23 protein-coding genes are annotated in these 25389 nt (G+C 64.1%); 17 read left to right on the forward strand and 6 right to left on the reverse strand.

Features of this window, described 5'->3' with window-relative positions:
* Positions 1-4: 4 nt before the first annotated feature.
* Entirely contained in the window at positions 5-1639 is a 1635-nt protein-coding gene (locus tag AC1Q6X_RS24915; protein ID WP_492498708.1) for an acyl-CoA synthetase, read from the reverse strand.
* 145 nt (positions 1640-1784) lie between these two features.
* Between AC1Q6X_RS24915 and AC1Q6X_RS24920 the strand changes: the two genes are divergently transcribed.
* The 12 genes from AC1Q6X_RS24920 (at position 1785) to bla (ending at position 12949) form a co-directional block, all read left to right on the forward strand.
* Positions 1785-2456, forward strand: a complete 672-nt coding sequence (locus AC1Q6X_RS24920) for a Crp/Fnr family transcriptional regulator (protein WP_230505613.1) — start codon at positions 1785-1787, stop codon at positions 2454-2456.
* 62 nt (positions 2457-2518) lie between these two features.
* Complete coding sequence (locus tag AC1Q6X_RS24925; RefSeq protein ID WP_492498709.1) at positions 2519-3112, forward strand: helix-turn-helix domain-containing protein; 594 nt, start codon at positions 2519-2521, stop codon at positions 3110-3112.
* Between the two features lie 36 nt (positions 3113-3148).
* Complete coding sequence (locus AC1Q6X_RS24930; RefSeq protein WP_227742147.1) at positions 3149-3535, forward strand: DUF2946 domain-containing protein; 387 nt, start codon at positions 3149-3151, stop codon at positions 3533-3535.
* 62 nt (positions 3536-3597) lie between these two features.
* Complete coding sequence (locus AC1Q6X_RS24935) at positions 3598-4194, forward strand: SCO family protein (RefSeq protein ID WP_070291700.1); 597 nt, start codon at positions 3598-3600, stop codon at positions 4192-4194.
* Positions 4195-4211: 17 nt separating this feature from the next.
* The gene (locus tag AC1Q6X_RS24940) at positions 4212-4688 is read left to right on the forward strand and encodes a copper chaperone PCu(A)C (RefSeq protein WP_492498710.1); all 477 of its coding nucleotides are present in this window, start codon (positions 4212-4214) and stop codon (positions 4686-4688) included.
* A 122-nt stretch (positions 4689-4810) separates the two neighbouring features.
* Positions 4811-5473 carry a CerR family C-terminal domain-containing protein gene (locus tag AC1Q6X_RS24945; RefSeq protein ID WP_492498711.1) on the forward strand — a complete coding sequence of 221 codons (663 nt, stop codon included), beginning with the start codon at positions 4811-4813 and terminating at the stop codon, positions 5471-5473.
* Positions 5470-6678, forward strand: a complete 1209-nt coding sequence (locus AC1Q6X_RS24950) for a multidrug effflux MFS transporter (protein ID WP_070222053.1) — start codon at positions 5470-5472, stop codon at positions 6676-6678. The genes AC1Q6X_RS24945 and AC1Q6X_RS24950 overlap by 4 nt, the downstream gene beginning before the upstream one ends.
* A gap of 122 nt (positions 6679-6800) precedes the next feature.
* The gene (locus AC1Q6X_RS24955) at positions 6801-8141 is read left to right on the forward strand and encodes a DUF3422 family protein (RefSeq protein ID WP_492498712.1); all 1341 of its coding nucleotides are present in this window, start codon (positions 6801-6803) and stop codon (positions 8139-8141) included.
* An 89-nt stretch (positions 8142-8230) separates the two neighbouring features.
* Positions 8231-9724 carry a hypothetical protein gene (locus AC1Q6X_RS24960; RefSeq protein ID WP_492498713.1) on the forward strand — a complete coding sequence of 498 codons (1494 nt, stop codon included), beginning with the start codon at positions 8231-8233 and terminating at the stop codon, positions 9722-9724.
* A gap of 61 nt (positions 9725-9785) precedes the next feature.
* The gene (locus tag AC1Q6X_RS24965; RefSeq protein WP_070310901.1) at positions 9786-10178 is read left to right on the forward strand and encodes a BlaI/MecI/CopY family transcriptional regulator; all 393 of its coding nucleotides are present in this window, start codon (positions 9786-9788) and stop codon (positions 10176-10178) included.
* Complete coding sequence (locus AC1Q6X_RS24970) at positions 10175-11938, forward strand: M56 family metallopeptidase (protein ID WP_492498714.1); 1764 nt, start codon at positions 10175-10177, stop codon at positions 11936-11938. The genes AC1Q6X_RS24965 and AC1Q6X_RS24970 overlap by 4 nt, the downstream gene beginning before the upstream one ends.
* Before the next feature lie 81 nt (positions 11939-12019).
* Positions 12020-12949: a subclass B3 metallo-beta-lactamase gene (gene bla, locus AC1Q6X_RS24975; RefSeq protein ID WP_492498715.1), complete on the forward strand. Its 930-nt coding sequence runs from the start codon at positions 12020-12022 to the stop codon at positions 12947-12949.
* Positions 12950-12954: 5 nt separating this feature from the next.
* On the opposite strand, the gene AC1Q6X_RS24980 is transcribed toward bla, so the two are convergent.
* Together AC1Q6X_RS24980 and AC1Q6X_RS24985 are read right to left on the reverse strand one after the other, a co-directional pair.
* Positions 12955-13281 carry a tetratricopeptide repeat protein gene (locus AC1Q6X_RS24980; protein ID WP_492498716.1) on the reverse strand — a complete coding sequence of 109 codons (327 nt, stop codon included), beginning with the start codon at positions 13279-13281 and terminating at the stop codon, positions 12955-12957.
* A gap of 72 nt (positions 13282-13353) precedes the next feature.
* Positions 13354-14340 carry a zinc-dependent alcohol dehydrogenase family protein gene (locus tag AC1Q6X_RS24985; protein WP_492498717.1) on the reverse strand — a complete coding sequence of 329 codons (987 nt, stop codon included), beginning with the start codon at positions 14338-14340 and terminating at the stop codon, positions 13354-13356.
* 121 nt (positions 14341-14461) lie between these two features.
* On the opposite strand from AC1Q6X_RS24985, the gene AC1Q6X_RS24990 reads away from it, so the two are divergent.
* The 3 genes from AC1Q6X_RS24990 to AC1Q6X_RS25000 all read left to right on the forward strand — a co-directional run bounded on the left by AC1Q6X_RS24990 (position 14462) and on the right by AC1Q6X_RS25000 (position 18824).
* Positions 14462-15373 (forward strand): LysR family transcriptional regulator, encoded by a 912-nt coding sequence (locus tag AC1Q6X_RS24990; RefSeq protein WP_492498718.1) that lies wholly within the window; start codon positions 14462-14464, stop codon positions 15371-15373.
* 55 nt (positions 15374-15428) lie between these two features.
* Positions 15429-17519 (forward strand): TonB-dependent siderophore receptor, encoded by a 2091-nt coding sequence (locus AC1Q6X_RS24995; RefSeq protein WP_492498720.1) that lies wholly within the window; start codon positions 15429-15431, stop codon positions 17517-17519.
* A 141-nt stretch (positions 17520-17660) separates the two neighbouring features.
* A complete protein-coding gene (locus tag AC1Q6X_RS25000) occupies positions 17661-18824 on the forward strand; it encodes an acetyltransferase domain-containing protein (RefSeq protein WP_492498721.1) in 1164 nt (387 codons plus the stop codon).
* A gap of 12 nt (positions 18825-18836) precedes the next feature.
* Here AC1Q6X_RS25000 and AC1Q6X_RS25005 read toward each other — a convergent pair whose 3' ends face one another.
* From AC1Q6X_RS25005 to AC1Q6X_RS25015, 3 genes are all read right to left on the reverse strand, one after another.
* Entirely contained in the window at positions 18837-20708 is a 1872-nt protein-coding gene (locus AC1Q6X_RS25005; protein WP_492498723.1) for a carboxypeptidase-like regulatory domain-containing protein, read from the reverse strand.
* Between the two features lie 106 nt (positions 20709-20814).
* Positions 20815-21345, reverse strand: a complete 531-nt coding sequence (locus AC1Q6X_RS25010) for an isochorismatase family protein (RefSeq protein WP_492498724.1) — start codon at positions 21343-21345, stop codon at positions 20815-20817.
* 178 nt (positions 21346-21523) lie between these two features.
* The gene (locus AC1Q6X_RS25015) at positions 21524-22441 is read right to left on the reverse strand and encodes a LysR family transcriptional regulator (protein WP_121671030.1); all 918 of its coding nucleotides are present in this window, start codon (positions 22439-22441) and stop codon (positions 21524-21526) included.
* Positions 22442-22581: 140 nt separating this feature from the next.
* Between AC1Q6X_RS25015 and AC1Q6X_RS25020 the strand changes: the two genes are divergently transcribed.
* Both AC1Q6X_RS25020 and AC1Q6X_RS25025 read left to right on the forward strand, forming a co-directional pair.
* On the forward strand, positions 22582-23778 hold the full coding sequence (locus AC1Q6X_RS25020; RefSeq protein ID WP_492498733.1) for an ABC transporter substrate-binding protein: 1197 nt from the start codon (positions 22582-22584) through the stop codon (positions 23776-23778).
* An 86-nt stretch (positions 23779-23864) separates the two neighbouring features.
* Positions 23865-25379: a CoA-acylating methylmalonate-semialdehyde dehydrogenase gene (locus tag AC1Q6X_RS25025; protein ID WP_492498725.1), complete on the forward strand. Its 1515-nt coding sequence runs from the start codon at positions 23865-23867 to the stop codon at positions 25377-25379.
* The last annotated feature ends 10 nt before the right edge of the window (positions 25380-25389 follow it).

Raw genomic sequence — 25389 nt, forward strand, 5'->3', positions numbered from 1 at the left:
GCGTCTAGACGTCGATGGCCTTGTCCGAATGCATGCGCTTGCGCAATTCGAACTTCTGGATCTTGCCCGTCGATGTGCGGGGCAGGGGGCCGAAATAAATGGCTTTCGGCACCTTGAAGCCCGCCAGGTTGTTCTTGCAGAAGGCGATCAATTCCGCTTCCGTCACCGTCGCCCCTTCGCGCAATTCGACGAAGGCGCACGGCGTCTCGCCCCATTTCTCGTCGGGCTGGGCGATGACGGCGGCGGCCAGCACTTGCGGGTGATGGTACAGCGCATCTTCCACTTCCACGCTGGAAATGTTTTCGCCGCCCGAGATGATGATGTCCTTGCTGCGGTCCTTCAGCTTGATGTAGCCGTCCGGATACATCACGCCGAGGTCGCCCGTGTGGAACCAGCCGCCCGCGAACGCTTCCTGCGTCGCCTTTTCATTCTTTAAATAACCCTTCATGCAGATGTTGCCACGGAACATGATCTCGCCAATCTGTTCGCCATCGGCCGCCACCGGTTCCATGGTTTCCGGGTCCAGCACGGCCACGGCGCTTTGCAAGTGGTAGCGCACGCCCTGGCGCGATTTCAATACGGCCCGCTCTTCCTGGCTCAAGGCGGCCCACTCGTCCTGTTCGGCGCAGATGGCGGCGGGGCCGTACACTTCCGTCAAGCCATACGAGTGGATCAAATCAAAACCCATGGCTTCGATCTTCGCCACCATGGCCGCCGGCGGCGGCGCGCCGGCCACCATGCCGCGCACGGTCCAGTCGATTCCCTCGCGCCAGTTGGCGGGCGCGTTGGCCAGCGCCGCATGCACGATGGGCGCTGCGCAATAGTGGGTGATGCGCAATTCGCGCATCAGGTCGAACACGAGTTTCGGTTCGAACTTGCGCAGGCACACGTTCACGCCCGCGCGCGCGGCCACGGTCCACGGAAAGCACCAGCCATTGCAGTGGAACATCGGCAAGGTCCACAGGTAGACGGCATGCTTGGGCATGTCCCACTCTAATATGTTCGACAGGGCATTCAAGGCCGCGCCGCGGTGGTGGTAGACGACGCCTTTCGGGTCGCCCGTGGTGCCGGACGTGTAATTCAGTGCGATGGCATCCCACTCGTCCGCCGGCGGCTGCCAGTCGTAATCGGGGTCGCCGCTGGCTAGCAAGGTTTCATAGTCGAGGTCGGAAAACGCATCCACTTCGGGGCCCAGCACGTCATTGACCTGGATCACGCGCAAGCCTGGAATCTGCGCTGCCATCTGGCGCGCCAGCTCGGCAAATTCCGTGTCGGCCAGCAAGACTTTCGCCTGGCCGTGGCGCAGCATGAAGGTCAAGGAGGCCAGGTCGAGGCGGATGTTCAGCGCATTGAGGACGGCGCCGGCCATGGGAACGCCAAAGCTCGCTTCCACCATGGCGGGCGTGTTCGGCAGCATCACGGCCACCGTATCGCCCGTGCCCACGCCCAGCTTGATCAAGCCGGAGGCCAGGCGGCGCGTGCGCGCATAGGTCTCGCGCCACGTCTGGCGCAGGCTGCCATGTGCAATTGCCAGGCGATTGCCATATACTGCGGCTGCCCTGGCGATATAGTCGAGCGGGGTGAGGGCCGCGTAGTTGGCGCTGTTTTTGCCGAGGCCGGTGTTGAAATCAGCAGTCATGCTTGTCTCCTGTTAAATAAAATTCTGTAGCTCCCTGTTTCGGGATTGATACCGGTTAGCATAGCACCGGCGCTGGAAAATCACTGTCATCTTAGTGACAGGTCTGAAGGATGGAATGGATAGCAACGATAGTGTAGAACTTGCAATGCCGGAACTCGACAGCCACGACTGGTTCGCGGCCCTCGACGCGCGGCATCAGACTCTGTTGCGCGCCGGCAGCGTGCTCCGGCATTTCGAGGCGGGCGCCTTCATCACGCGGCGCGGCGAACCGTCGGCGCACTGGATCGGCGTGCACACGGGCTTGATCAAGCTGGCCGTCTACAACGCCGATGGGCGCGGCGCCACGTTTTCCGGCGTGCCGGCCGGCGGCTGGAGCGGCGAGGGCAGCGTGCTCAAGCGCGAATTGCGCCGCTACGACGTGGTGGCCGTGCGCGCATCGAGCATCATCCTCGTGCCCGTGGATCTGTTTCATCTGCTGCTGGCCGAGAGCCTTTCCTTCAATGCCTTCGTCATCCGCCAGCTGAACGAGCGCATGGGGCAATTCATCGCCACCATCCAGAACCAGCGCCTGCTGGCCGTCGACGCGCAGGTGGCGCAAGCGATCGCGCAGCTGTTCCACCCCATGTTATACCCGCGCACCTCCAGCGTGCTTGAGCTGTCGCAGGAAGAAATCGGCTTGCTGACGGGCATTTCGCGCCAGCGCGTGAACCAGGCGCTGGGCCATCTGGCCGAGCTCAAGCTGATCAGCATCGCCTACCAGTCGATCCGGGTCGTCGACCTCGATGGCTTGCGCCGTTATGGCGTAGCGTCGCTGTGATGACAGACTGGGCGCGCGATGTGTGGCATGCTGGCGGCTGGCTTATGACATTGAATTGACGCATGGCACTCGTTTCCGATCATCCTCTGCACTTGCTGGGCTTGCGCTTTCCGCTCCGGCTGCGCGTTACCGTGCGCCAGGGTTTTGTCACCTTGCATAATGAAATCGCCACCAAGAAGCTGGGCAGCGGCGACAGCTTCGTCGTGCCCGCGTTCTTGCGCTTTGCCTGCGACGTGATGCCGGGGCGGGGCAAGCCGGCCGTGTTCACCTTGGCGCTGGAAGACGATGAAGCCGATGGCGGCCACGGCGGCGGCAAGCGCTGGAGCCAGGCGCTGGCGCAGCACATCTTTGATACGCCGCAAGGCAAATGGACGGCGGCACGGCTGGCGGCCCTGTGGCAAGTGACGCCGCACAAGGCGCGCGCGCGCCTGTTTGCCGAGGGCGAGGCATTGCTCAGCCTGGTACGCGAACAGCGTTTGGCGCACGCGCTGCATACGGCGGCGCAAGCGGACGCCGATGGGGACGACGGCGAGCGCGACCTGGCGCAGGTGGCGGCCGGCTCCGGCTTTGCCTCGATCCCCGCATTTTGCGACGCCTGCGTGGACGTGGCCGGCGTGCGTCCCAGCCTGTTCCTGCGGGGACAGGCGCCCGGATAGCCAGACTCCGTTATAATCGGGGCCATGGGATCTTTATTGAAACGCAAACAGTGGCATATGTGGTTCGCCTGCCTGGCGATACTGCTCAATGCGCTTTCGCCGTCCCTGTCGTATGCGTTTGCTTCGCGGCATGCGAACGCGAACAATGCCGCCGTCGAAATCTGTTCGGCCAGCGGCGCCGTCTATACGCAGGCGGACCTGGCGCCAGCCGCCAGATCCACCACCGATTCCGTGCTGCACCACATCGAGCATTGCCCGTTCTGCATGAGCCATGCGGGCAGCGTGGGTTTGCCGCCGTCCTCATCCTCGCCGCTGGCCGTCATCACGGGCCACGACCACTATCCGCCATTGTTTTACCAGGCGCCCAAAGCGCCGTTCGCGTGGCTGGCCGCCAGCCCGCGCGGCCCGCCTTCGGCTGCCTGAACGCAGCAGTCATACCTTCCACGTCTTAACCGTCTCCACTACGCCCATCGGGCCAGAATGCCATGAAACGTCGTCTTTTCCTTCTCGCCGGCACGGCGGGATTGCTCACGCTTGCCGCTTGCGAACAAGCGCCGAAACCCCATTACAACGGCCTCGACCTGACGGGAGGCGATTACAAGCCCGACTTCAAGTTGAGCGGCCCCGACGGCAAGGTCTACACCCTGGCCGACTTCAAGGGCAAGTATGTGATGGTCTTCTTTGGCTTCACGCAATGCCCGGACGTGTGCCCGACAGCCCTGTCGCGCGCGCTGGAAATCCGCCAGAAACTGGGCGCCGATGGCGATAAACTGCAAGTGATCTTCATCAGCATCGACCCCGAGCGCGATACGCCCGAGCTGCTGGGCGAATACATGCGCGCCTTCGACCCCAGCTTCCTGGGCTTGCGCACGGACCCGAAGGACACGGCGCAGACGGCCTTCAATTACAAGGTCTTCTACCGCCGCGTGCCGAGCGGCAGTTCGTACACGATGGACCACACGGCCATCAGCTATGTGCTCGACACCGAGGGGCGCATGCGCCTGGGCTTGAAGCACCAGTTGACGGGCGATGAGTGCGTGCAGGACATCAAGACCCTGATGAAATCGAAATACACCTTATAACTACCGAGGAAATGATCATGACCCATCTGAAAACCCTGCTGGCCACGGCCCTGACCGTGCTGTCCTTCTCCGCCGCTGCCCAGACGTCCGTGCAGATCACCGACCCGTGGGTGCGCGCCACCGTGCCGCAGCAAAAAGCCACGGGCGCCTTCATGCAGATCACGGCGCCGAAAGCCATGCGGCTGCTGGAAGTGCGCTCGCCCGTGGCGGGCGTGGCGGAAATCCATGAAATGAGCATGGCGGACAATATGATGCGCATGCGCCAGGTCAAGGAAATCGCCTTGCCAGCCGGAAAAGCGGTGGAACTGAAGCCGGGCGGCTACCACGTGATGCTGCTGGACCTGAAAGGGCAGGTGAAGGCGGGCGACAAGATCCCGCTGACCCTGGTCGTCGAAGGCGAGGACAAGCGCCGCGAAACGATCGAAGTCAATGCCGTGGCCCGTCCGCTGGGCGCCAGCTCGACGTCAGCTGCGATGCCGGCGATGAAACACTAAGCCTGCCGCTGTCCCTTGAAAAGCCCGGTACGCCGGGCTTTTTTGCGTCCATCTGAAAGTTAAACGGTTGTTTGATATAATTCTGCACAATATTAAACAGCTGTTTAAATGATGGGAATGGCATGGCGGAAGAGAAAGAAAACGAACCGGCGCGCGCGCGCATCCTGCAGGCGGCGCTCCAGCTGTTTGCCGACGAAGGCTACAAGCTCGCGTCCGTGCGCAGGATCTGCGAGGCGGCCCACGTCAACGTGGCGATGGTCAATTATTATTTTCATGGCAAGGAAGAGCTGTATCTGGCCGCCTTCGACCATGCACGCGAACTGGCGCGCGCCTCGGCTGCCGACGTGGCCGCCGCCAGCGCGCAGGCGCAGTTGCCGCCCGTGGAACAGTTGCGCCTGGCAATCGAAGCGCTCGTCTCCGACATGCTGCGCGCGGGGCCGGCGTCCTTGTTCAGCCGGCTGGTGGCGCGCGAGCTGATCGAGCCGACTGCCGCCATCCACAAGCTGGCCGAGCGCAATGTGCGCCCGCAGCACGCCCTGTTTACGGGCTTGATCCGTGGCGTGGTAGGGCCGGCCATGCCAGACGACGTGGTGCAGAAATGCGTGTTCAGCGTGATTGGCCAGGTGGTGTTCTATGCCCGTTCGCGCATCGTGCATGAACTGGTGGTGCCGGAGATCACCTATGACGAGGCGGGTATTGCCGATATCGCCCGGCATATTGCCGCCTTCTCGCTGGCGGCCCTGGACGGCTTGCGCCGCCAGCATTCTGCGCAGGAGCTTGCATGAAAACCAGAAACCTGACCCTGGTGCTGGCCGGGCTGGCCATGCTGGGCCCGTTCGCTACCGATACCTTCCTGCCATCGTTTCCCGCGATCGGCACGCATTTCGACGTCAGCAGCGTGCTGGTGCAGCAGACCCTGAGCGTCTACCTGGCCGCGTATGCCTTCATGACCTTGTTCTACGGCACCTTGTCCGACTCGTTCGGCCGCCGTCCCGTGATTCTCGCTTCGCTCCTGATCTTTGCCGCCGGTTCCATCGGCGCTGCCTTCGCCCCCAGCTTTGGCTGGCTGCTGTTCTTCCGCGGCATGCAGGGCGCCTCGGCCGGCGCGGGCAGGGTGATCGGCCAAGCTATCGTGCGCGACAGTTTAGCTGGCGCCGCCGCGCAAAAGATGCTGGCCAATATCATGATGGTGTTCGGCATCGCGCCCGCCATCGCCCCCATCATCGGCGGCTGGCTGCACGTGGCCTACGGCTGGCAATCGACGTTCGTGTTCACCTTTTCCGTCACCGTGCTGCTGGCGCTCGCCTGTCTGAAAGGCTTGCCGGAAAGTTTAGCTGTCGAGCAACGTCAGCCTTTCCATCCAGGCAACATCGCGCGCAATTACTGGCTGGCCTTGCGCCACCGGGCATTCCTCTTGCGTTCGCTGGCCGTGGCCTTCGCCTTTGGCGGCTTTGCCCTGTACATCGCCTCGGCCCCGCATTTTATTTTGGAGTTGCTGCATCTGCCGGAAACGGCGTTCGGCTGGATGTTCATCCCCATGGTGGCGGGACTGGTGCTGGGCTCGGCGCTGTCGGGCAAGCTGGCCCACGTGGTGAAAAGCACCGTGCTGGTGCGCTGGGGCTTGCTGGCCATGGCGGCCACGGGTGCGATCAATATTGCTTACAACCATTGGTTTGCGGCCAGCATCCCATTCGCCGTCGTGCCCGTGATGCTGTACGCGTTCGGCATGTCGCTGGCCTTGCCGGGCATGACCATGTCGACGCTCGACATTTTCCCGCAGATGCGGGGCTTGGCCGCATCCCTGCAAAACTTCGTGCAAATGCTGGTGTTTGCGCTGGTGTCCGGTTTTGTCGCACCGTTGCTGTTCGACAGCGCATTCAAACTGGCGCTGGGACAGGCTTCGGCCGTCGTGCTGGCCGCCGCATTCTGGTGGCTGGGCAGCCGGCAAGGGGTGGGGCAGGGCGTGGTAGGGGTTGTCAAAACAATATGACGGGCCCTGGAAAAGGATGGCATGCATTCTGCTTTGTTACACTGTGACAATCAGACCCTCGCTGCGGGCAGCACAGCACGCGCGCGGGTCTAAGCAGTTTTGCAACTTTACCTTTGGCTATCATGCACTTGATTAACTCCAGTTTGAACCACGCCTTGCGCGTGCCGCTGGCTGCGGAAATCCACTCGCGGCCGTTTTTGCAGCTCGATGCCCCCGAGCTGATCACCCACCTGGCCGTCTACAAGGATGACAGCGCGGCGCCCGGTGCGTCGAATATGGCGGCCCAGCACGCTACCCTGGCGGCCCTGTGCACGCATTTCGGCGTCACGCCGCCCGCTGCCGAAGCCAAGTATTTCTATTACGACTTTGGCCGCTTCCGCCTGAAATGGGAATGCCACACGGAATTTGCCACGTTTACCTTCGCCGAACATCCGGGCGCCGCCTTGCCCCTGGAGCAGGCGTTCGAACGCATGCCCCTGGAACAGTTGCCGCAACAATGGCTGGTGGGCTTGAAGGGCAAGCTGATGGTGGCCGCCCACGTGGTGCTCGAGCAGGCAACGGAGCCGGCCGAAATCTTCATGCAAGGCTTGTCGCGCGTGTTCGAGGGCAATACCCTAGCCGGCAGCAAGGTGCTGCAGGGCGGCGAATTGTGGACGGATTTCACCATCCAGTCTGACGGCTTCAGCCGTTTCGTCATCCGCGACGCGGGCATGCGCTCGCAGCAGTCGGGCCGATTGGTGCAGCGCGTGCTGGAAATCGAAACCTACCGCATGATGGCTTTACTGGGCTTGCCCTACGCCATGCAGGCGGCGCCATCGCTCAATGCCATCGAGAACGAACTGGCCACCCTGGCCGCCGCCATGGTCGATACGGACGATGCCCCGGGAGCCGGCGACGAGGGCGTCTCCGAGCAAGGCTTGCTCGACCGCATCACGCGCCTGGCGGCCCGCATTGAAAAGCTGTCGCTCGACAATAGCTACCGTTTTTCCGCCTCGAAAGCCTATATGGGCCTCGTCAAGGCGCGCATCGACGAGTTGCGCGAAGTGCGCATCGAGGGCATCCCCACTGTCGAGGAATTCATGGACCGCCGTTTGACGCCCGCCATGAATACGTGCGAAGCGATGTCCAGCCGCCAGGAAGCGATGGCGCAGCGCATTGCCAACACCAACGACTTGCTGCGCACGCGCGTGGGCATCGTGCAGGAATTGCAAAACCGGCAAATCCTGCAATCGATGAACGCCCGCGCGGCCCAGCAACTGCGCTTGCAGCAAGCGGTGGAGGGCTTGTCCGTGGCCGCCATCTCGTATTACGTGATCGGCCTGTTCAGCTATACGGGCAAGGCGGCCAAGGTGATGGGGCTGCCCGTGAATCCGGAAATCCTCGTCGGCGCCCTGGTGCCGTTCGTGGCGGCGGCCGTCTGGCTGGGCTTGCGGCGCATGCACCACAAGCTGCACGCGGATTGACCAGGGCAGGCACTCAGGCGGTGCGTACGCCGCGCGCCGCCAATCTTTGCTATCGTGCTGGCCTCATTGTTTGCTACAAGGAAATCAGCGTGCTTGCCAAGGTTGGAGATATCTACAGTGTGTTTTCGCACAGGCTGCAGCAGTATGTGGCTTGCCAGGTCACGGCCATCGACGATGCCGCGTCCGGCAGCGCCCCGCTGGCCGCCATTTTGCAGCTGGACTGGACGGGCGACACCTTGCCCGATGCGCACGCCGTGCAGGCGATGCGCCCCCTGGTGTGCGATTACTATTTCTGGAACAAGCGCCACGACCACAGCTTTGCCAGCGCGACGGTGCCGCGCCACTACAGCCTGGTGGCCAATGTCGCGCCGCTGGTCGAGACGGCAGTGAAAAGCTACAGCGGCGGCTGGCACATGGGCGACAGCGTGTACCGCCAGCGCCGCTGGGAGCAGGTCGACCCTGCCCGGCGCCAGCGCTTCAAGGCGGCATCGAGCGAGGAAGTGATGGTCGGCGGCCAGGCCGTGCGCCAGAAGACGAGCCGCATCGGCGACGACATTCTGCAGGCGATCAGCGACCTGTCCGAACTGGACCAGCTGCCTTGCCTGACGACCATCGAGACGCGCCACGGCAGCGCGGCGCTGGCCGCCTACATCAACGGCAACCCCATCATCAACGAAGTGCACTGGCAATCCTCGACGGAGAGCGAACTCGACTTGCGCAACAGCAATGTCAGCCGTCTCGTCGTGCATGGCGCAGGCTTGCGCTCGCTGCGCCTGAACGAGGGTTTGAGCACCCTGATACTGAATGGCGCGCCGTCGTCCGCGCTGCGCATCGACGACCCGCATGCAGGGCGCTTCCTGCGCCTGCAGTGTTCCGGCGCCCTGACGCCATTCCACGGCCTCGACCAGCTGGCGCGCCTGTCGCTGAGCGCCATGCCGGCCGTGGATTTCGACATGGTGGCGCAGCGTTTCCCCTTGCTGACGGACCTGACCGTGTGGGGCAAGCCGGGGCTGGCGTCAAACGTGGCCAGCATCGCCAGACTGGACCGTTTGCGCTCCTTCACCGCGTATGAACTGTTCGGCTACGGTGCCGACGACTTCCCCGTGCCGGCGCAGTTGCCGGCCTTGTCCAGCCTGTGCCTGACCAGCCTGCCGGCCGACGCCGCCAAGGCCATCAAGGCCAGTTATAAAAAGGCGGCGGTGCTGGGTCTGGACCTGTCGGTGACGCGGCCGCGCAAGCCGGAATGGCTGGCGGAAAACCTGGACAATCCGTTCCGCGACTGGGATGGCAGCGCGCACATTGCGGCGGCGTATGCCAAAAAAGCCGCGCAGGCGTATAAAAAGCTGCTGGCCACGGCGCGCACGCTCGACGGGGCGAACGATGCCGGGACGGCGCAAGCCGTGGCGCAGGAGATGGTCACCGCCTATGTCGGCGTGTTCAACCAGATCGAGCGGCGTTCCAGCGTAATCGAAACGGTGGAGCGCGATGAAATCTATGTGGCGCTGGAGCAGGTGCTGGCGCAAGTGCCGCTGCCGGATGTGGCGGCGCTGTATGCCTTGTTTGACCGCTTGCGCGATTTTTAGTCAGACATGCGCTAGAAAAAAAGTTCTAGACATAGAGTTCTAGAATGGATATTCTAGCGTCATGTTAAAAAATACCTCCACTCCCCATCCCACGGCCGCCGAACTGGATCTGCTGCGCATCCTGTGGCGGCGCGGTCCGTCCGACGCGCGCGCCGTGTACGACGCCCTGGCCGAAGAGCGTGCCGACGCCAGTTACGCCACCGTGCTGCGCCAGTTGCAGCTGATGCATGGCAAGGGCTTGCTGAGCCGCGACGAAAGCCAGCGACCGCAGCTGTATGCGGCCGTCGATGCGCAGGAAAAGCTGCAAACGAGTCTGCTCAAGGACTTGATCGGCAAGGTGTTTTCCGGCTCCGGCAAGGCGCTGGTGCTGACGGCGCTGCGCGAGCACGTGAGCGACGCGGAACGCCTGGAAATTGAAAAAATTCTGCGCAGCAAGGATGGCAAACAGCCATGAATGTGGACATGCGCTTGGGCATCGAGTTGGGCAAGCTGGTCCCTGCGCTGGGCTGGGTCTTGCTGTATTTCGTCTGGCAGGGCTTGATCGTCGGTGCCGTGTCCGCCGTCCTGCTCTGGCTGCTGCGTCAGGCCAGCGCGCGCTGGCGCTATGCCGTCTGCGCGCTGGCGCTGCTGCTGTGCGTTTGTATTCCTTTTGTGCACCTGCTGTCCCTGCTGTCGGGCGCATCGCCGGCCCGGCTGACGGTGGACGCTCCGCCCGCCTGGCGCGCCGCGCTGCAAGCGTGGATGCCGGCCCTGGTGCTGGCCTGGAGCGCCGGTGTCGCCCTGATGAGTTTGCGCCTGTGCCTGGGCCTGGCCTGGGTCGGCAAGCTGCGCCGCCAGGCAGTGGCCGCGCCCGCCATCTGGCAGGCGCGCCTCGATGCGCTGGCGCTGCGCATGGGCTTGCACGGCAGTCGGAAAGTGCCGCTGAAGCTGCACGGGGGATTGTCCAGCCCCGTCACGGTGGGATTCTGGCGCCCCGTCATCCTGCTGCCGGCCGCCTTGCTGAGCGGCATGCCCGTCGCCTTGCTCGAAGCGCTGCTGGCGCATGAACTGGCGCACGTGCGGCGCTGGGATTACCTGGTCAACCTGCTGCAAAGCGTGGCCGAGGCGCTGCTGTTTTTTCACCCCGTCGTCTGGTGGCTGTCGGCGCGCATGCGGGCCGAACGGGAACAGGTGGCCGACGCGCTGGCCGCGCAAGCACTGCAAGACCCGCAGCAGCTGGCCACGGCGCTGCATGCCTTGTCCCTGCACACGGCCATCCCGCAACATGCCGGCTTGCTGATGTCGGCCCGGGGCGGGGCGCTGCTCACGCGCATCGAACGCCTGATGGCGCCCGGGCGTGATACGGCCGGCTGGAAACTGGCCGTGCCCGCCTTGCTGCTGGCCTGCGCCACCTTGCTGCTGCAGGTGCAGGGCAAGCCTGCCGTCAACGGGACGATGCTGGCCGATGCCGCCGCCGCGATGCTGGACTTCCCCGTCAGCGCGAAACACATGCTGGTATTTGACGACAGCACGGGCCAGGTGCTGATGGCGAAAGACGCGGACGCCGTCGTGCCCATCGCCTCGATCACCAAGCTGATGACGGCCATGGTGGTGCTCGACGCGGGCCTGGCCCCCGACGAACAGCTGCGCATCGTGCGCGCCGATGGCGATGCATCCTTGCAGCGCCGCAGCCTGCTGGCCGACGGCGTGGCCGTGTCGCGCGGCGCGCTGTTGCAACTGGCGCTGCTGCCATCCGAAAACCGCGCCGCCGCCGCGCTGGCGCGCACTTATCCCGGCGGCAACGCGGCTTTTCAGCAAGCCTTGCAAGCGAAGATACGCCACCTGGGCTTGCGCCGCACCAACCTGACGGACCCTGTCGGCAGTTCGCCCGCGAATACGTCGACGGCCAGCGAGGTGGCAAAGATCGTCGCGGCCGCCGCGCGCTATCCGGACATTGCGCGCATCACCAGCCATCCGCAAGCGAGCGTGGCCGTCAATGGCAAGGTCCGCACCCTGCGCAACACCAATCCGTTGGTCGGCGGCAAGGGCTGGGACATTGTATTGTCCAAGACGGGCAGCAGCCACGAGGCGGGCAGCTGCCTGACCATGCGCATGCGCAGCGGCGGCAAGCACGTCACCGTGGTGCTGCTCGACGCCGACGGCGCGCAGCGGCGTTCGCTAGACGCCGGACACATCCGCGACACCCTGGCCGGGAGCCCAGGCCGCATGCATTGATACCCCCCCCGGGCGCGCCGCGCGTGCGGCCGCCTTTCTTTTTACACTCTGGAGATGACAATGACACTATTGGCGAAGTTGATGCTGGCTACGGTTGCGACCATGGCGGCGGGCACGGTGCAGGCGAAGACCCCCGCGCCGGTGCAGGATAAACCTGTTAATTGCGACAATTGCAAGGAATGGAATGGGCCCGTCAAGCCGTTCAATATCTATGGCAATAGCTGGTATGTGGGCACGGCAGGCCTGTCCGCCGTGCTGGTGACGAGCCCGCAGGGCCACATCCTGCTCGACGGCGCGCTGCCGCAATCGGCGCCCCTGATCATCGCGAACATCAAGACGCTGGGCTTTCGCATCGAGGATGTGAAAGTCATCCTCAATTCGCACGCCCATTGGGACCATGCGGGCGGCATTGCCGCGCTGCAGCGGGCGAGCGGTGCCACCGTCATGGCCAGCGCCTCGGGTGCCCTGGGCCTGCAAAGCGGCACGAATGGCAAGGATGACCCGCAATACCAGGCCAATCCCGTCGTGCATGTGGCCAAGGTGGCCAAGGTCAAGGTGGTGGGCGAGGGCGATACCGTCAAGGTGGGCCCCCTGGTGCTCACGGCCCACATGACGCCGGGCCACACGCCCGGCGGCACGACGTGGACTTGGACCTCATGCGAAGATGCACGCTGCCTGAATGTGGTGTATGCGGACAGCCTGAATCCTTATGCGAGCGGCGATTTCACTTATACAGGCAAAGGCGGCACGCCCGATATTTCTGCCTCGTTCGAAGCGAGCATCGCCAAGGTGGCGGCCTTGCCATGCGACATCATCATCCCCGTGCATCCGGGCACGACGGACGTGCTGGGCAAGGCCGCCAGGCGCAGCGGTACGGACAATCCCCTGATCGACGCCAACGCCTGCCGCGCCTATGCGACCGAAGCGGGCGGCTTGCTGGCCAAGCGGCTGGCGAAGGAACGGGGCGAGGCGGTGCCTCTTGATGCCAAGGCCGCCGCGCACGTGCATTAATCGTTTTATTCTGCCGCCTGCCGCTGTTTTTGCAGGCGTTTCAGGAACACCGTCATTTCCTTGACGGCTTGCAGGTCGCCTTGCTGCTGGGCCACTGTGACGCCCGTGGTCCAGGCAGCCTGCGCTTCATCCAGCCTGCCCAGCTGGAGCAGGGCCTTGCCCAGCAGCTTCCAGGCGGCGGAATAGCTTGTTTGCTGTTGCGTCGCCTGCGCCAGGTGGATGACGGCTTGCTCGGCGTCATTGTCTTTCAGGCAGGCGTCGCCCAGGCCAAAGCGCAGCAGGGCGCTGTCGCGGCCCTGCGCCAGCAGTTTTTCCAGTTGTTCACGCAGCATTTTCGCCTCACCTCAATATGCAAGTTAATGCTTGTATATTAGCGCTTGCGCGCTTGAGAAACAAGCCTGCCTTCAATCCGCCACATTCACCACCAGCTTGCCGCGCGCGCTGCCGTCCATCTGTGCCACATGCGCCTCGTGTGCCGTGCGCAAGCTAAAGCGGCGTGGATCGAGCCGCACCTGCAGCTTGCCCGTCTCTATTAACTTGTTGGCTTCGCGCAGGATGGCGCCATGGTGCGCGTGATGCTCGCCGCTCAACAGGGGCAGCAGGGTGAACACGCCCGAGTAAGTCGCCGCGCGCGCCGTCAGCGGGCTCAGGGCGAACGTGCCCCAGCCGAGGCAGCTGACGACGTGGCCGCCATACATGCGTGCCGCCTTGAAACTGGCGTCCAGGGTGGTGCCGCCCACCGTGTCGTAGACGATGTCGAAGCCGGCGCCGCCCGTATGCTCGGCCACGTAGTCATCGACCGTGCTGGTGCGGTAATCGATGAAGCGCGCGCCCAGCGCTTCGATGGCCGCGCGGCTGGCGGCGCTGCCCGTGGCAGACACCTTCGCGCCCAGGGCGACGGCGAGCTGCACGGCCATGTGGCCCACGCCGCCCGCGCCGCCATGCACGAGCACGCTGTCGCCCGCCTTCACGTGGGCGCGGTCGACCAGCCCTTCCCAGGCCGTGATGAAGACGAGGGGCAGGGCGGCCGCCTCGCGCAGGCTCAGTCCTTGCGGCACGGGCGCCAGCAGGGCGGCGTCGAAGATGCCGTACTCGGCCAGCGAACCCTGGATGCCGCCGATGCCGCCCGCCATGCCATAGACTGTTGCGCCAACGTGAAAAGTCGTCACGCCTTCGCCCACGGCAGCTACGGTGCCGGCCACGTCGATGCCGAGGATGGCGGGCAGGCGCGGCCGGGCGTGCGGCGCGGCGCCGGCGGCGATTTTCGCGTCGAGCGGATTGACGCCGCTGGCGGCGATGCGCACGAGGACTTGCCCGGGGCCGGGCTGCGGCACGGGCAGCTGCTCGATGGTCATGCGGGTGGCGAAGCTGGTGAGGACGAGGGCTTGCATGGGATTCTCCTGTGGTTGATGCCCCCAGTCTAGGCGGGAAGGGAATAAAGAAAAACCGGGCGCGGCCCGATGCACTATTGCGGAATCGTGGATAATCGCCTGACAAACAGGAAGGGAAGGCATGGACAAACTGGAAGCGATGAAGGTGTTTTGCGCCGTGGTCGAAGCGGGCGGCTTCAGCAAGGCGGCGCAGCGCCTGGGCATTTCCACCTCGTCCGTGACGAACCAGGTGGCGGCGCTGGAAAAGCATTTCGGCGTGCGCCTCTTGCAGCGCACGACGCGCAGCATGTCGCTCACGGCCGAAGGCCAGCAGTGCCACGCGCAGGCGCGCCAGGTGCTGGCCGGCATGGCGGCGCTGGAATCCAGTCTGGAACAGGCGGCAGGGAAACCCTCGGGCAGCCTGCGCGTGGATATGCCCAGCAGCATCAGCCGCAATCTGGTGGCGCCCGCCTTGCCCCGCTTTACCGCCGCCTATCCCGATATTTCCCTGCGCCTGACGGTCAGCGACCGCCTGGTCGACATGGTGGAAGAGGGCATCGACGTGATGCTGCGCATCGGCGAACCGCAGGATTCGTCGCTGGTGGCGCGCAGCTTGCTGACCATGGATTATCTGTGCTGCGCTTCCCCCGCCTTCATCGCCCGGCATGGCATGCCGCGCAAGCCGCAGGAACTGGACCAGTTTGCCTGCCTGCATTTCCTGTATCCGAAAGCGCGCCAGGTGCGGCCCTGGCTGTTCCAGGATGGGGAAGCAGGCGAGCCGTACGCCCACACGCCCGCTGCCGCCTTGTCTTTCGACCATATCGAATCGATGATCGCCGCTGCCCAGGCCGGTTGCGGCATCGTGCAGGCGCTATCCGTTTCCGTCTTGCAGCCTTTGCGCGAGGGGACCCTGGTGCCCGTGCTGCAGCCGTTCCGCACGCGGGGACCGGACTTGTGGGCGCTGTTCCACCCGCGTCAGCTGCGCGCCGCCAAGGTGCAGGTGTTCGTGGAGTTTTTGGCGCAGATTGTTCATGAAGGCTTTAATGAGAATTGATTATCAATTATAATGCAAGCCTATTGCATTGATTTGCGCCTTCGTCAGGAATTCCATGCCCGTGTTTTTACGCCGCCCCGTGGCGCTGTTACTTGCCGCCGCCAGCCCCTGGTCACTGGCAATCGATGATGTGCAGGCCGGCGATGTCGTTACCGTCAAGGCCGAGCGCCAGCATTACCGCAGTCTGTCCGCCACGGGCGCCACCAAGACGGACGCTTTATTGATGGACTTGCCGCAAAGCGTGCGCGTGCTCACAAGCGACCTGCTGCGCGACGCGGGCGTGACGACTTTGGCGGGCGCGCTGGACCTGGCCAGCGGTATTTCAAAACAAAGTCCGCTGGGCGGCCTGTGGGACAGCTATGCCATGCGCGGTTTCACGGGCGACCCGAATTTCGGTTCCGACTACATGGTCAACGGCTTCAGTTCCAGCCGCGGCTACAACGGCATGCGCGACGGCGGCAATACGCAGAATGTGGAAGTGCTCAAAGGCCCCGCATCGGCCCTGTACGGCCGGGGCGAGCCGGGCGGCACGGTGAACATCACGACGAAAAAGCCGAAGTTCGCGCCGGAATACAGCGCCGATGTTGCGCTGGGCAGCTTCCGCACGCGCCGCGCCGCCGTCGACTTGACGGGACCGTTGAGCGACACCATCGCCTACCGCCTGAACGCCGCGCACGAGGAAGGGCACAGCTTCCGCGATACGCTGAAAGTCGAGCGCAGCCTGTTTTCTCCCTCGTTTATCTGGCTGGCGGGCGAGCACACGACCGTCTCGTATGAAATCGAAGCGGTGCGCCAGCGCGCGCCGTTCGACCGGGGCGTGGTGGCCGTGAACGGCAAGCTGGGGGCCGTGCCCGTGTCGCGTTTCCTGGGCGAACCGGGCGACGGCCCTATGACGGTCAAGTCGCTGGGGCAGCAGCTGTTCATCCACCACGCGCTGTCCGACGACTGGACTGTGCAGGCGGGCGCTTCCTGCCGCGACAGCGAATTGCGCGGTTATTCGACCGAGGCGAACAAGCTGCTGGCCGATGGCCGCACCCTGAACCGGCAGCGCCGCCACCGCGATTTCTCGGCCACCGACGTCTCCGCCCGCCTTGAAGTGCTGGGCAAGTTCAAAACGGGCGCGCTGGCGCACGAGGTGCTGGCCGGCGTGGACGCCTACCATTTCGACGACCACCGGGTACAGCTGCGGCGCAACCCCAGCGCCGCGAATGCCTATGCCATCGACATTTTCAATCCCGTGTATGGTGGCAAGGCCGCGCCGCTGGCCCGGTCCATCGACACGCAGGAAGGGCAACGGGCGCGCGGCCTGTACGCGCAGGACCAGATCGACCTGGGCGCCCAATGGAAGGCGCTCGTTGGTGTGCGCCGCGACAGCTACACGCAGGATGTGGCGAACCATCGCCTGAACGTGAGCAACCGCCAGTCGCTGTCGGCCACCAGCCCGCGCGCGGGCCTCGTCTACCAGCCGTCGACAATGTGGTCGCTGTACGCGAGCGCGGCGAAGGGTTTCCGGCCCAACAGCGGCATCAGCATCGATAACCAGGCTTTCCCGGCCGAGCGCAGCCGCTCGTATGAACTGGGCGCCAAGCTGGAAACGGGCAAGCTGACGGGCACCGTGGCCGTGTACGACATCCGCAAGAGCAATGTGCTGACGACCAATCCCGCCAACACGGACTTCGCCATCGCGGCGGGCGAGGTGGGCAGCCGGGGCCTGGAACTGGACGTGTCGGGCGAACTGGCGCGCGGCTTGCGCGTCTCGGGCGCCTATGCCTACACCAACGCCACCGTCACGCGCGGCGACAATACGATCGTGACGGGCAGCCGCTTCGCCAACGTGCCGCGCCACAGCGCCAACCTGCTGGCCACGCAGCAATTCGCGCTGGGTACGGGCACGGCCAGCGTGGGCGGCGGTTTTCAGTATGTGGGCGAGCGCCTGGGCGACGTGGCCGTCAGCAGCCAATTTACCCTGCCGGCCTATACGACGGCCAGGTTGTTGGCGTCATATGCGCCCAACGCCAGACTGCGATTGGCTTTGAGCGTGGAAAACCTGTTCAACCGCAGCTACTATGCGAGTTCCTACAGCCAACTGTGGGTGGCGCCGGGGGCGGAGCGCACGGTGACCCTGAATGCGCATTACCGGTTTTAACTGTGGGGCTCTGTACATGCCACATCATTGTTCGAACCCAGCAGCATAGAGCCGGGGTCAGACCCGGCGGGTCTGACCCCAGATTTTGCTGGTGGGGTGAAATAACACTGCCGACTCACTAAAGTTTTTATACATCAACCAATGACTGCTCCCCTGACTTCTCCCGCCACCCTGCGCACCCGCATCGCCGTCATCGATGTCATGCGCGGCCTCGTCATGCTGATCATGCTGTTCGACCATGTGCGCGAGACCGTCTTTTTACATCACCAGGTCAGCGACCCCATGGATGCGACCCACGTCGATCCGGCCCTGTTCTTCACGCGCCTGGCCGCCCACGTCTGCGCGCCCATGTTCGTTTTCCTGACGGGACTGTCCGCCTGGTTGTACGCGCATCCGGCCGCCGGTCCTCGCAGTGCTAGCGGTTTCCTGTTCAAGCGGGGCTTGCTGCTGGTGGTGCTGGAACTGGTGTTCGTCAATTTCGCGTGGAGCGGCGCGTTTCCGCCCGCCGTGCTGTACCTGCAGGTGATCTGGGTCATCGGCCTGGCCATGATGGCGCTGGCCGTGCTGCACAAGTTGCCCTTGAAAGTGCTGCTCGTGCTCGGTGTGGCGATGATCGCGGGCCAGCATTTGATGACCGGCTTGCGCGCCGAACAGGGCAGCCTTGGCTATTACGCGCTGACGGTGCTGCTGCAACGCGGTTACCTGGTGGCGGACGGCGCGATGAAAATCAAGGTCAGCTATCCGTTGCTGCCATGGATAGGCGTGATCGTGCTCGGTTATGCGGCCGGGCCCCTGTATGCGCGCGCATTTTCTGCCACGGCACGGCGGCGCTGGCTGCTGGCGCTGGGCGCGGGCAGCTTGCTGCTGCTGGGCCTGCTGCGCGGCTTCAATCTGTATGGTGAAACCCTGCCGTGGGTGGCGGGCGACACGGCCTTGCGCACGGCCATGAGCGTGCTGAACTTCACCAAGTATCCGCCATCGCTGGACTTTTTGCTGTTCACCCTGGGCCTTGGCTTGCTGGGCCTGGCCTGGCTGGAAAGCGTCGATAACGGGTTCACGCGGGCTTGCGCCACCTTTGGCGGCGCGCCCATGTTTTACTACTTGCTGCATCTGTATCTGCTGCTGGCCATCGGCCTGACCTTGACGGCCGTGCTGGGCGCCAATCACGGCACCCGCTACGGCGTCGAACATATCTGGCAAGTCTGGCTGCTGGCCTTGCTGCTGATGCCCGTGCTGTACTTCCCCTGCCGCGCGTTTGCCAGCTACAAGCGCGCGTCGAAGCAGGCGTGGGTGCGTTACTTCTGAATCAAGCCTATTCTATTTGCAGTACAGCCTGTCAATGCTGTGGCTGGACGCCAGGTAATGCCGCGTCTGCCAACCGATGGCCACCCTGTAGGCGCACGGCGGGTCGAGCGCCACGTTGACGGGGAAGCCGCCATTGTTGCCTGACAGGTGAGGCCCGCCCGCGCCGCCGCGGAACAGATAATTGCTGGGCGGTGGAGGCGGCGTGAAACTGGCGGCCGGCAGCGGTGGCGGCGGATGCTGGATGCCGTTGTTGTTGGAAATCGTGATATTGAAAAAGCGCAAATGCGGGTGGTCTATCGTGTACAGGATATGCACGAGGCCGCCCGCGATGGGATTGCAGGCATTGCTGCGCAATTCTTCCAGGTCCAGCGCCACGATGACGGGCGAGTTGTCGAAGACGATCGAGTCGAGCCCGTCCGTGGCCACGAGCGCCAGGGTATTTCCGTCACGCACTTCGAAACCCAGGCGGTAGCGGCGTATCGGTTCGCTTTCGGCCGCCGTCAGGCTGCGGCCCGCGTCGAGGATGGGCAAGCCGCCAGGCAGCTTGGCCGGATGCAGGCTGGTGATGGCGGGCGTATTCACGGCGAGCAAATCGAAGGTGCGCAGGAAGATGTTGGGCGCCACGTTGACGACGGCCGTCGTGCCGTCGCGCATGTCCACGGTGACGGGCTTGCCGTCCACGCGTATCCAGCCGCCCGGTTTCAAGTCGCCCGCATCGACGATCACCTGCGCCGAGTCGGCCAGGCCCAGTCCGTTCGTATAAAACACATAGCCGACGAGCGTGCCGAGCACTTGCGTCAACGGCGCCAGGCTGGCCGGCGCCACCGTCGGCAAGGCTGTCGGGTCGTCGCTGCCGCCCGGCCAGGACCATTCGCCGATGAGGAAGCGGTATTCGAGCGGATTGGCGGGAATGGCGCTGTTGCGCAGCGGGCAATTGCCTTTCAACGTGACGCCGCCGGCGAACACGTACGAGGCGCCGGGGCCGCCCGCATAGCCTTGCGCGGAAAAGCCCGCCATCGAGGGGAAGGGGTGGATGTCGAACACTTCCACCTGCTGCCAGTGGGGCACGCCTTCCACGTCGGGCGGCAAGACGTCTTTCGAGCACAATTCCACGCAGAAACAGTGGCCCACGTTTTCGCGGCCCGGCTGGCGCCCGTTCGCCTGCGTTTCCGACAGGATGGTCACGCTGCCCAGCTGCGCCGTGAAGTACACGTCGGGTCCGCTGGCAAATTCCACGTTGATGAACGGCGAGAATGGCGTCAGCGTGAAGTCCGACGTCAGGTAGTCGATGCGGAAGCGCCCGTTGGTGTCCGTCACCGCAACGCCCAGCGCATCGTCCTGCAGCCAGTCCGCGTCGAACGCGCGCACGGTGGCGCCCGCGATCGGCGTGTGCGGCGCGTCGCAGGTGCGCAGGCGGCCGCAGATGGTCCAGGCGCCGAAACGGGCGCGCACCAGGCACCAGAAGCGTTGCGGCAGGCAATAGTCCCAGACAGCGACGAAATCGTTGTCGACCTGGCGCCAGCGGGGCTGGAGGGTGGTGATGGAAAATTGCAGCGGCACGGGGTCTTTCGGTCCCGGTTTCAAATGGGGCACGGTGGGGCACAGGATATCGACCTCCACAGCCTCGCCCTGGTAATCGCCTTCCAGGGTGAAACTGTAGTTGCCGTCGTCATCCGTGCGCGCTTCGGCCAGCAGGAAGGGGGCTTTCGCCTGCACTTCCTCGTCAGAGAGGATGGCGAAGGTCTCCTTGGCGCTGGCCACGGCCAGGGCCGTGACGTTTTGCGTGTCGCGCGGCCGGTACAGGCGCACGATGACGTGCGACAACGGTTCCGGACATTCGGCACAGATCAAGCCGCACAGCTTGCCCCGCAGGATATAGGCCATGATGGTTCTCCAGCTCGGTTGGACAGTTGCGCCGTTCAAGATGGCGACGCTGTTACCAAGCTAGCAAACGGGCAGCCGATGGGTTTGATCCTGCGTAAAGGAGTGCCTATTTGATCAGCGCCAATACCTCGCGGAAACGCGGGTGCTTGCAGTCGCGTAGCCATTCAAAGGCCAGCATTTCCACCGTCACCAGCTGCGCGCCCAGCTTGCCCAGGCGGGCCAGCGCCGCGTCGCGGCTGGCGGCCTGGCGCGAACCGACGGCGTCGATGGCGATGATGACGTCATACCCGAGTTCGAGCAGGCCGATGGCCGTCTGCAGCATGCACACATGGGCTTCGCAACCGGTGACGACGATCTGTTTGCGTCCGGGCGGCAAGATCGCCTGCAAGCCGTCGGCACAGGCGCCGAAATGCGTCTTGTGCAAGGTCCGTTCGCACAGCACGGCGATCTCTTCCACGTTCGGCCCCAGTCCCTGGCGGTTCTGTTCCGTGCCCAGCACGGGCACGTCGAGCAGGTGGGCGATTCTGGCCAGGCGCAGGTTTTGCGCCAGCACCAGGCCGGCGTCGTGGATGGCCGGCATCAAGCGGCCTTGCAGGTCGACAATGACCAGTACGGCCTGGTTTGCATCTATCAGCATGGCGATCTCCTGAAACACCTGCCAAAACCTACTGCGCGTCGGTAGTCGCGGCCTGCGATGCTCACTGTACCTTCGTACAGTTGCGCGTCTCGACCACAACTCCCTTCCGCTCGCTACGGTTTTATCAGGCGTCGTTAGTAATTAATATGTGGCGACAGTGTAGCGCGCCGCAGTGTGCTCAAGTTGGCCAGCTGGGCGTGGCCGTCTCGCCCATCAGATAGGCGTGATTCAAATCGATGGCGCTGCGCAGGTAGTTCCACAGGGCGCTGACCCGGGCGATGTTGCGCCGCTCGCTGGGCGAAATCATCCAGAAGGCGCGCAGCAGGTCGATCTCGCCGTCGAGCACGGGCACCAGTTCGTTCGACTGCTGCGCCACGAAGCAGGGCAGGATCGCCAGTGCCTGGCCCGCGCGCGCCGCGTGGTACTGGGCGATGACGCTGGTGCTGCGAAACGCGCGCAGGGAATCGGGTGCCACGTTGTCCATGTAGCGCAGCTCCGAACTGAAGACCAGGTCGTCCACATAGCCGATGATCGGGTGCTGCGCCAGCTGCGCCACGCTGGTGATCGCTGCGTGGCGCGCCAGGTAGGCTGGCGTGGCATACAGTTTCAGCCGGTAGTCGGACAATTTCGTCACCACGTAGGGGCCGGACAGGGGCCGTTCGATGGAAATGGCTACGTCCGCCTCGCGCTTGGACAGGCTGACGAAGCGGGGCACGGCGATCAGGTCCACGCTGATGTGCGGGTATCGTCCGCAAAACTGCGCCAAATGGGGCGCCAGCACGATGGCGCCGAAGCCCTCCGTGGCACCCAGGCGCACCTGGCCCGACAGCAATCGGTTGTGTTCGCCCAATTCCTCGGTGGCGGCAAACACCGTGCTTTCCATGGTTTCCGCGTATTCCATCAGGCGGTGGCCCTCGGGCGTCAGCTGGTAGCCCACGTAATTGCGGTCGAACAGCTGCGTGCCCACCTGCTCCTCGAACTTGCGCATGCGCCGCGACACGGTGGAATGGTCGATGCCCAGCTTTTTCGCCGCGTCGACGAGTCCCGCGCTGCGCGTCAGTTCCAGGAAGACCCGTACATTGTCCCAATCGAGCACTTTGTTCTCCTTGTGCATTTTTGCAAAGGAATTATGCATTAATTCCACTTGAACGCATATTTTTACACATGCAGAATGCATCTAAACATATAAGAAAACCCGTTCACCTGGAGACACGCATGAAAAAAACCGTTCTGGCCATGGGCGCGCTGGCGCTTTCCCTGTCTTTCACAGGCGCGCACGCGCAGATTTCCGATGGCGTCGTCAAGGTCGGCATCCTGACCGACATGTCCGGCCCGTATTCGGCCATGGGCGGGCGCGGCTCCGTCGTCGCCAGCCAGATGGCCGTCGAGGATTGTCTGAAGGCTGAATGCAAGGGCATGAAGATCGAAATCCTCTCGGCCGATCACCTGAACAAGGCCGACATCGCCGCCTCCAAGGCGCGCGAATGGATCGACCGCGACAAGGTCGACGCCATCGCCGATCTGACCAATTCCTCGGTGGCCCTGTCCGTGCAAAAACTGATGAAGGAGAAGGGCGGCATCGCCATGTTCAGCGGCCCGGCCACGGGACGCCTGACGAACGAGGATTGCTCGCCGAACGGCTTCCACTGGATGTTCGACACGTATTCGCAGGCGGCCGGCACGGCGGCGGCGCTGACCAAGCTGGGACAGAAGTCGTGGTATTTCGTCACCGTTGATTATGCGTTCGGCCATTCGCTGGAAAAGGATGCCAGCGAAGTCGTCAAGCGCAATGGCGGCACGGTGCTGGGCGCCGTGCGCCATCCGCTCAACGCGTCGGATTTCTCGTCCTTCCTGGTGCAGGCGCAAGGGTCGAAAGCACAGGTGATCGGCCTGGCCAACGGCGGCGCGGACACCGTCTCGGCCATCAAGCAGGCGCGCGAATTCCGCATCGGCAGCGGCAAGGACCAGCGCCTGGCCGCCTTGCTGGTATTCCTCTCCGACGTGCACGCGCTGGGGCTGGAAACGGCCCAGGGCCTCGTCTACGCGGACGGCTTTTACTGGGATTTCGATGACCGCAGCCGCGCCTTCGCCAAGCGCTTCGAGGCGCTCAACAAGGGCGCCAAGCCGACCATGGTGCAGGCGGGCGTGTATTCGAGCGTCTACCACTACCTGAAATCGGTGGCGGCCGCGAAAAGCGACGACTCGAAGATCGTCGCCCAGAAAATGCGCGAGCTGCCGATCAAGGACGCCGTCATGAACAACGCCTCGATCCGCCCCGACGGCCGCGTCATCCACGACATGTACCTGGTGCAGGTGAAGACCCCGGCCGAATCGAAAGGCGCGTGGGACTACCTGAAAGTGCTGTCCACCATTCCCGCCGACCAGGCGTTCAAGCCGATGGATGGGGCGGCGTGCAATCTCGTTAAAAAATAATTCCGGGGTCAGACCCGTCGGGTCTGACCCCAGCTTTACGCCGTTGGGTTTAGCTGAACAAACATCGCACACCCGGAGCCTCAATCATGAACCAAGCCCTCACCTCAGTCCCCGCCATCCCCCTGCACATCGCCGGCAAGCATCACGCCTCGGCCAGCACGGAATGGCGCGACGTTGTCAACCCGGCCACGCAGGACATCGTCGCCAGGGTGCCGTTTTCCACGCCCGACGAAGTCAATCTGGCCGTCGCCACGGCCAAGGAAGCGTTTAAAACCTGGCGTAATACCCCGCTGGCGGCGCGCATGCGCATCATGCTCAAGTACCAGCAGCTGATCCGTGAAAACATCGGCGCCCTGGCCGAACTGATCACCCGCGAACATGGCAAGACCCTGCCGGACGCGGAAGGGGAAGTGATGCGCGGTCTGGAAGTGGTGGAGCACGCGTGCTCGATCGCCACCCTGCAGCTGGGCGAAATCGCGGAAAACGCGGCCACGGGCGTCGATGTCTACAATATCTACCAGCCGCTGGGCGTGGGCGCCGGCATCACGGCCTTCAATTTCCCCGTCATGCTGCCATGCTTCATGTTCCCCATCGCTATCGCCTGCGGCAATACGTTTGTCCTGAAACCGTCGGAGCAGGACCCGTCATCGACCATGTACCTGGTCGAACTGATGTACCAGGCGGGCTTGCCGGCGGGCGTGCTGAACGTCGTGCATGGCGGCGCCGACGTCGTCAACATGCTGTGCGACCATCCCGACATCAAGGCCGTGTCCTTCATCGGCTCCACCCATGTGGGCACGCATGTCTACCGCCGCGCCAGCGAATCGGGCAAGCGCGCACAATCGATGATGGGCGCGAAAAACCATTGCGTGGTGCTGGCCGACGCCAACAAGGAACAGGCGATCAATAACCTGATCGGCGCCGCGTTCGGCGCGGCCGGCCAGCGCTGCATGGCCAATTCCGTCGTCGTGCTGGTGGGTGAGGCCCGCTCCTGGCTGCCGGAAATCGTTGCCCGCTCGCAAGCGCTGAAAGTGGGACCTGGCAGCGACCGCACGGCCGACCTGGGTCCGATGGTGTCCAAGGCGGCCATGCAGCGCGCGGAAAAGCTGATCCAGGCGGGTGTGGATGAGGGCGCGCAGCTGCTGCTCGACGGCCGCGGCCACAAGGTGGCCGGCTACGAGGGCGGCAACTTCATGGGCCCGACGATTTTCTCGAAGGTGGCTGCTTCGAACGCCGTCTACACGCAGGAAATCTTCGGCCCCGCCATGTGCGTGGTCGAGACGGAGACGCTCGACGAAGCGATCGCCTTCATCAACGCCAACCCGAACGGCAACGGCACCTCGATCTTCACCTCGTCCGGCTGGGCGGGGCGCAAGTTCCAGAACGAGATCGACGTGGGGCAGGTGGGCATCAACGTGGCCATCCCCGTGCCCGTCGCCTATTTCAGCTTCACGGGCTCGCGCGCGTCGAAACTGGGCGACCTGGGCCCGAACGGCAAGCAAGCCCTGTATTTCTGGACGCAGACCAAGACCGTCACGGCGCGCTGGTTCGCCCCGGACGATGGCGGCAGCGGCGTCAATACCACCATTGCGATGAAATAAGGAGGCGGCG

Source organism: Janthinobacterium sp. GW823-FHT06H09 (assembly GCF_058794735.1).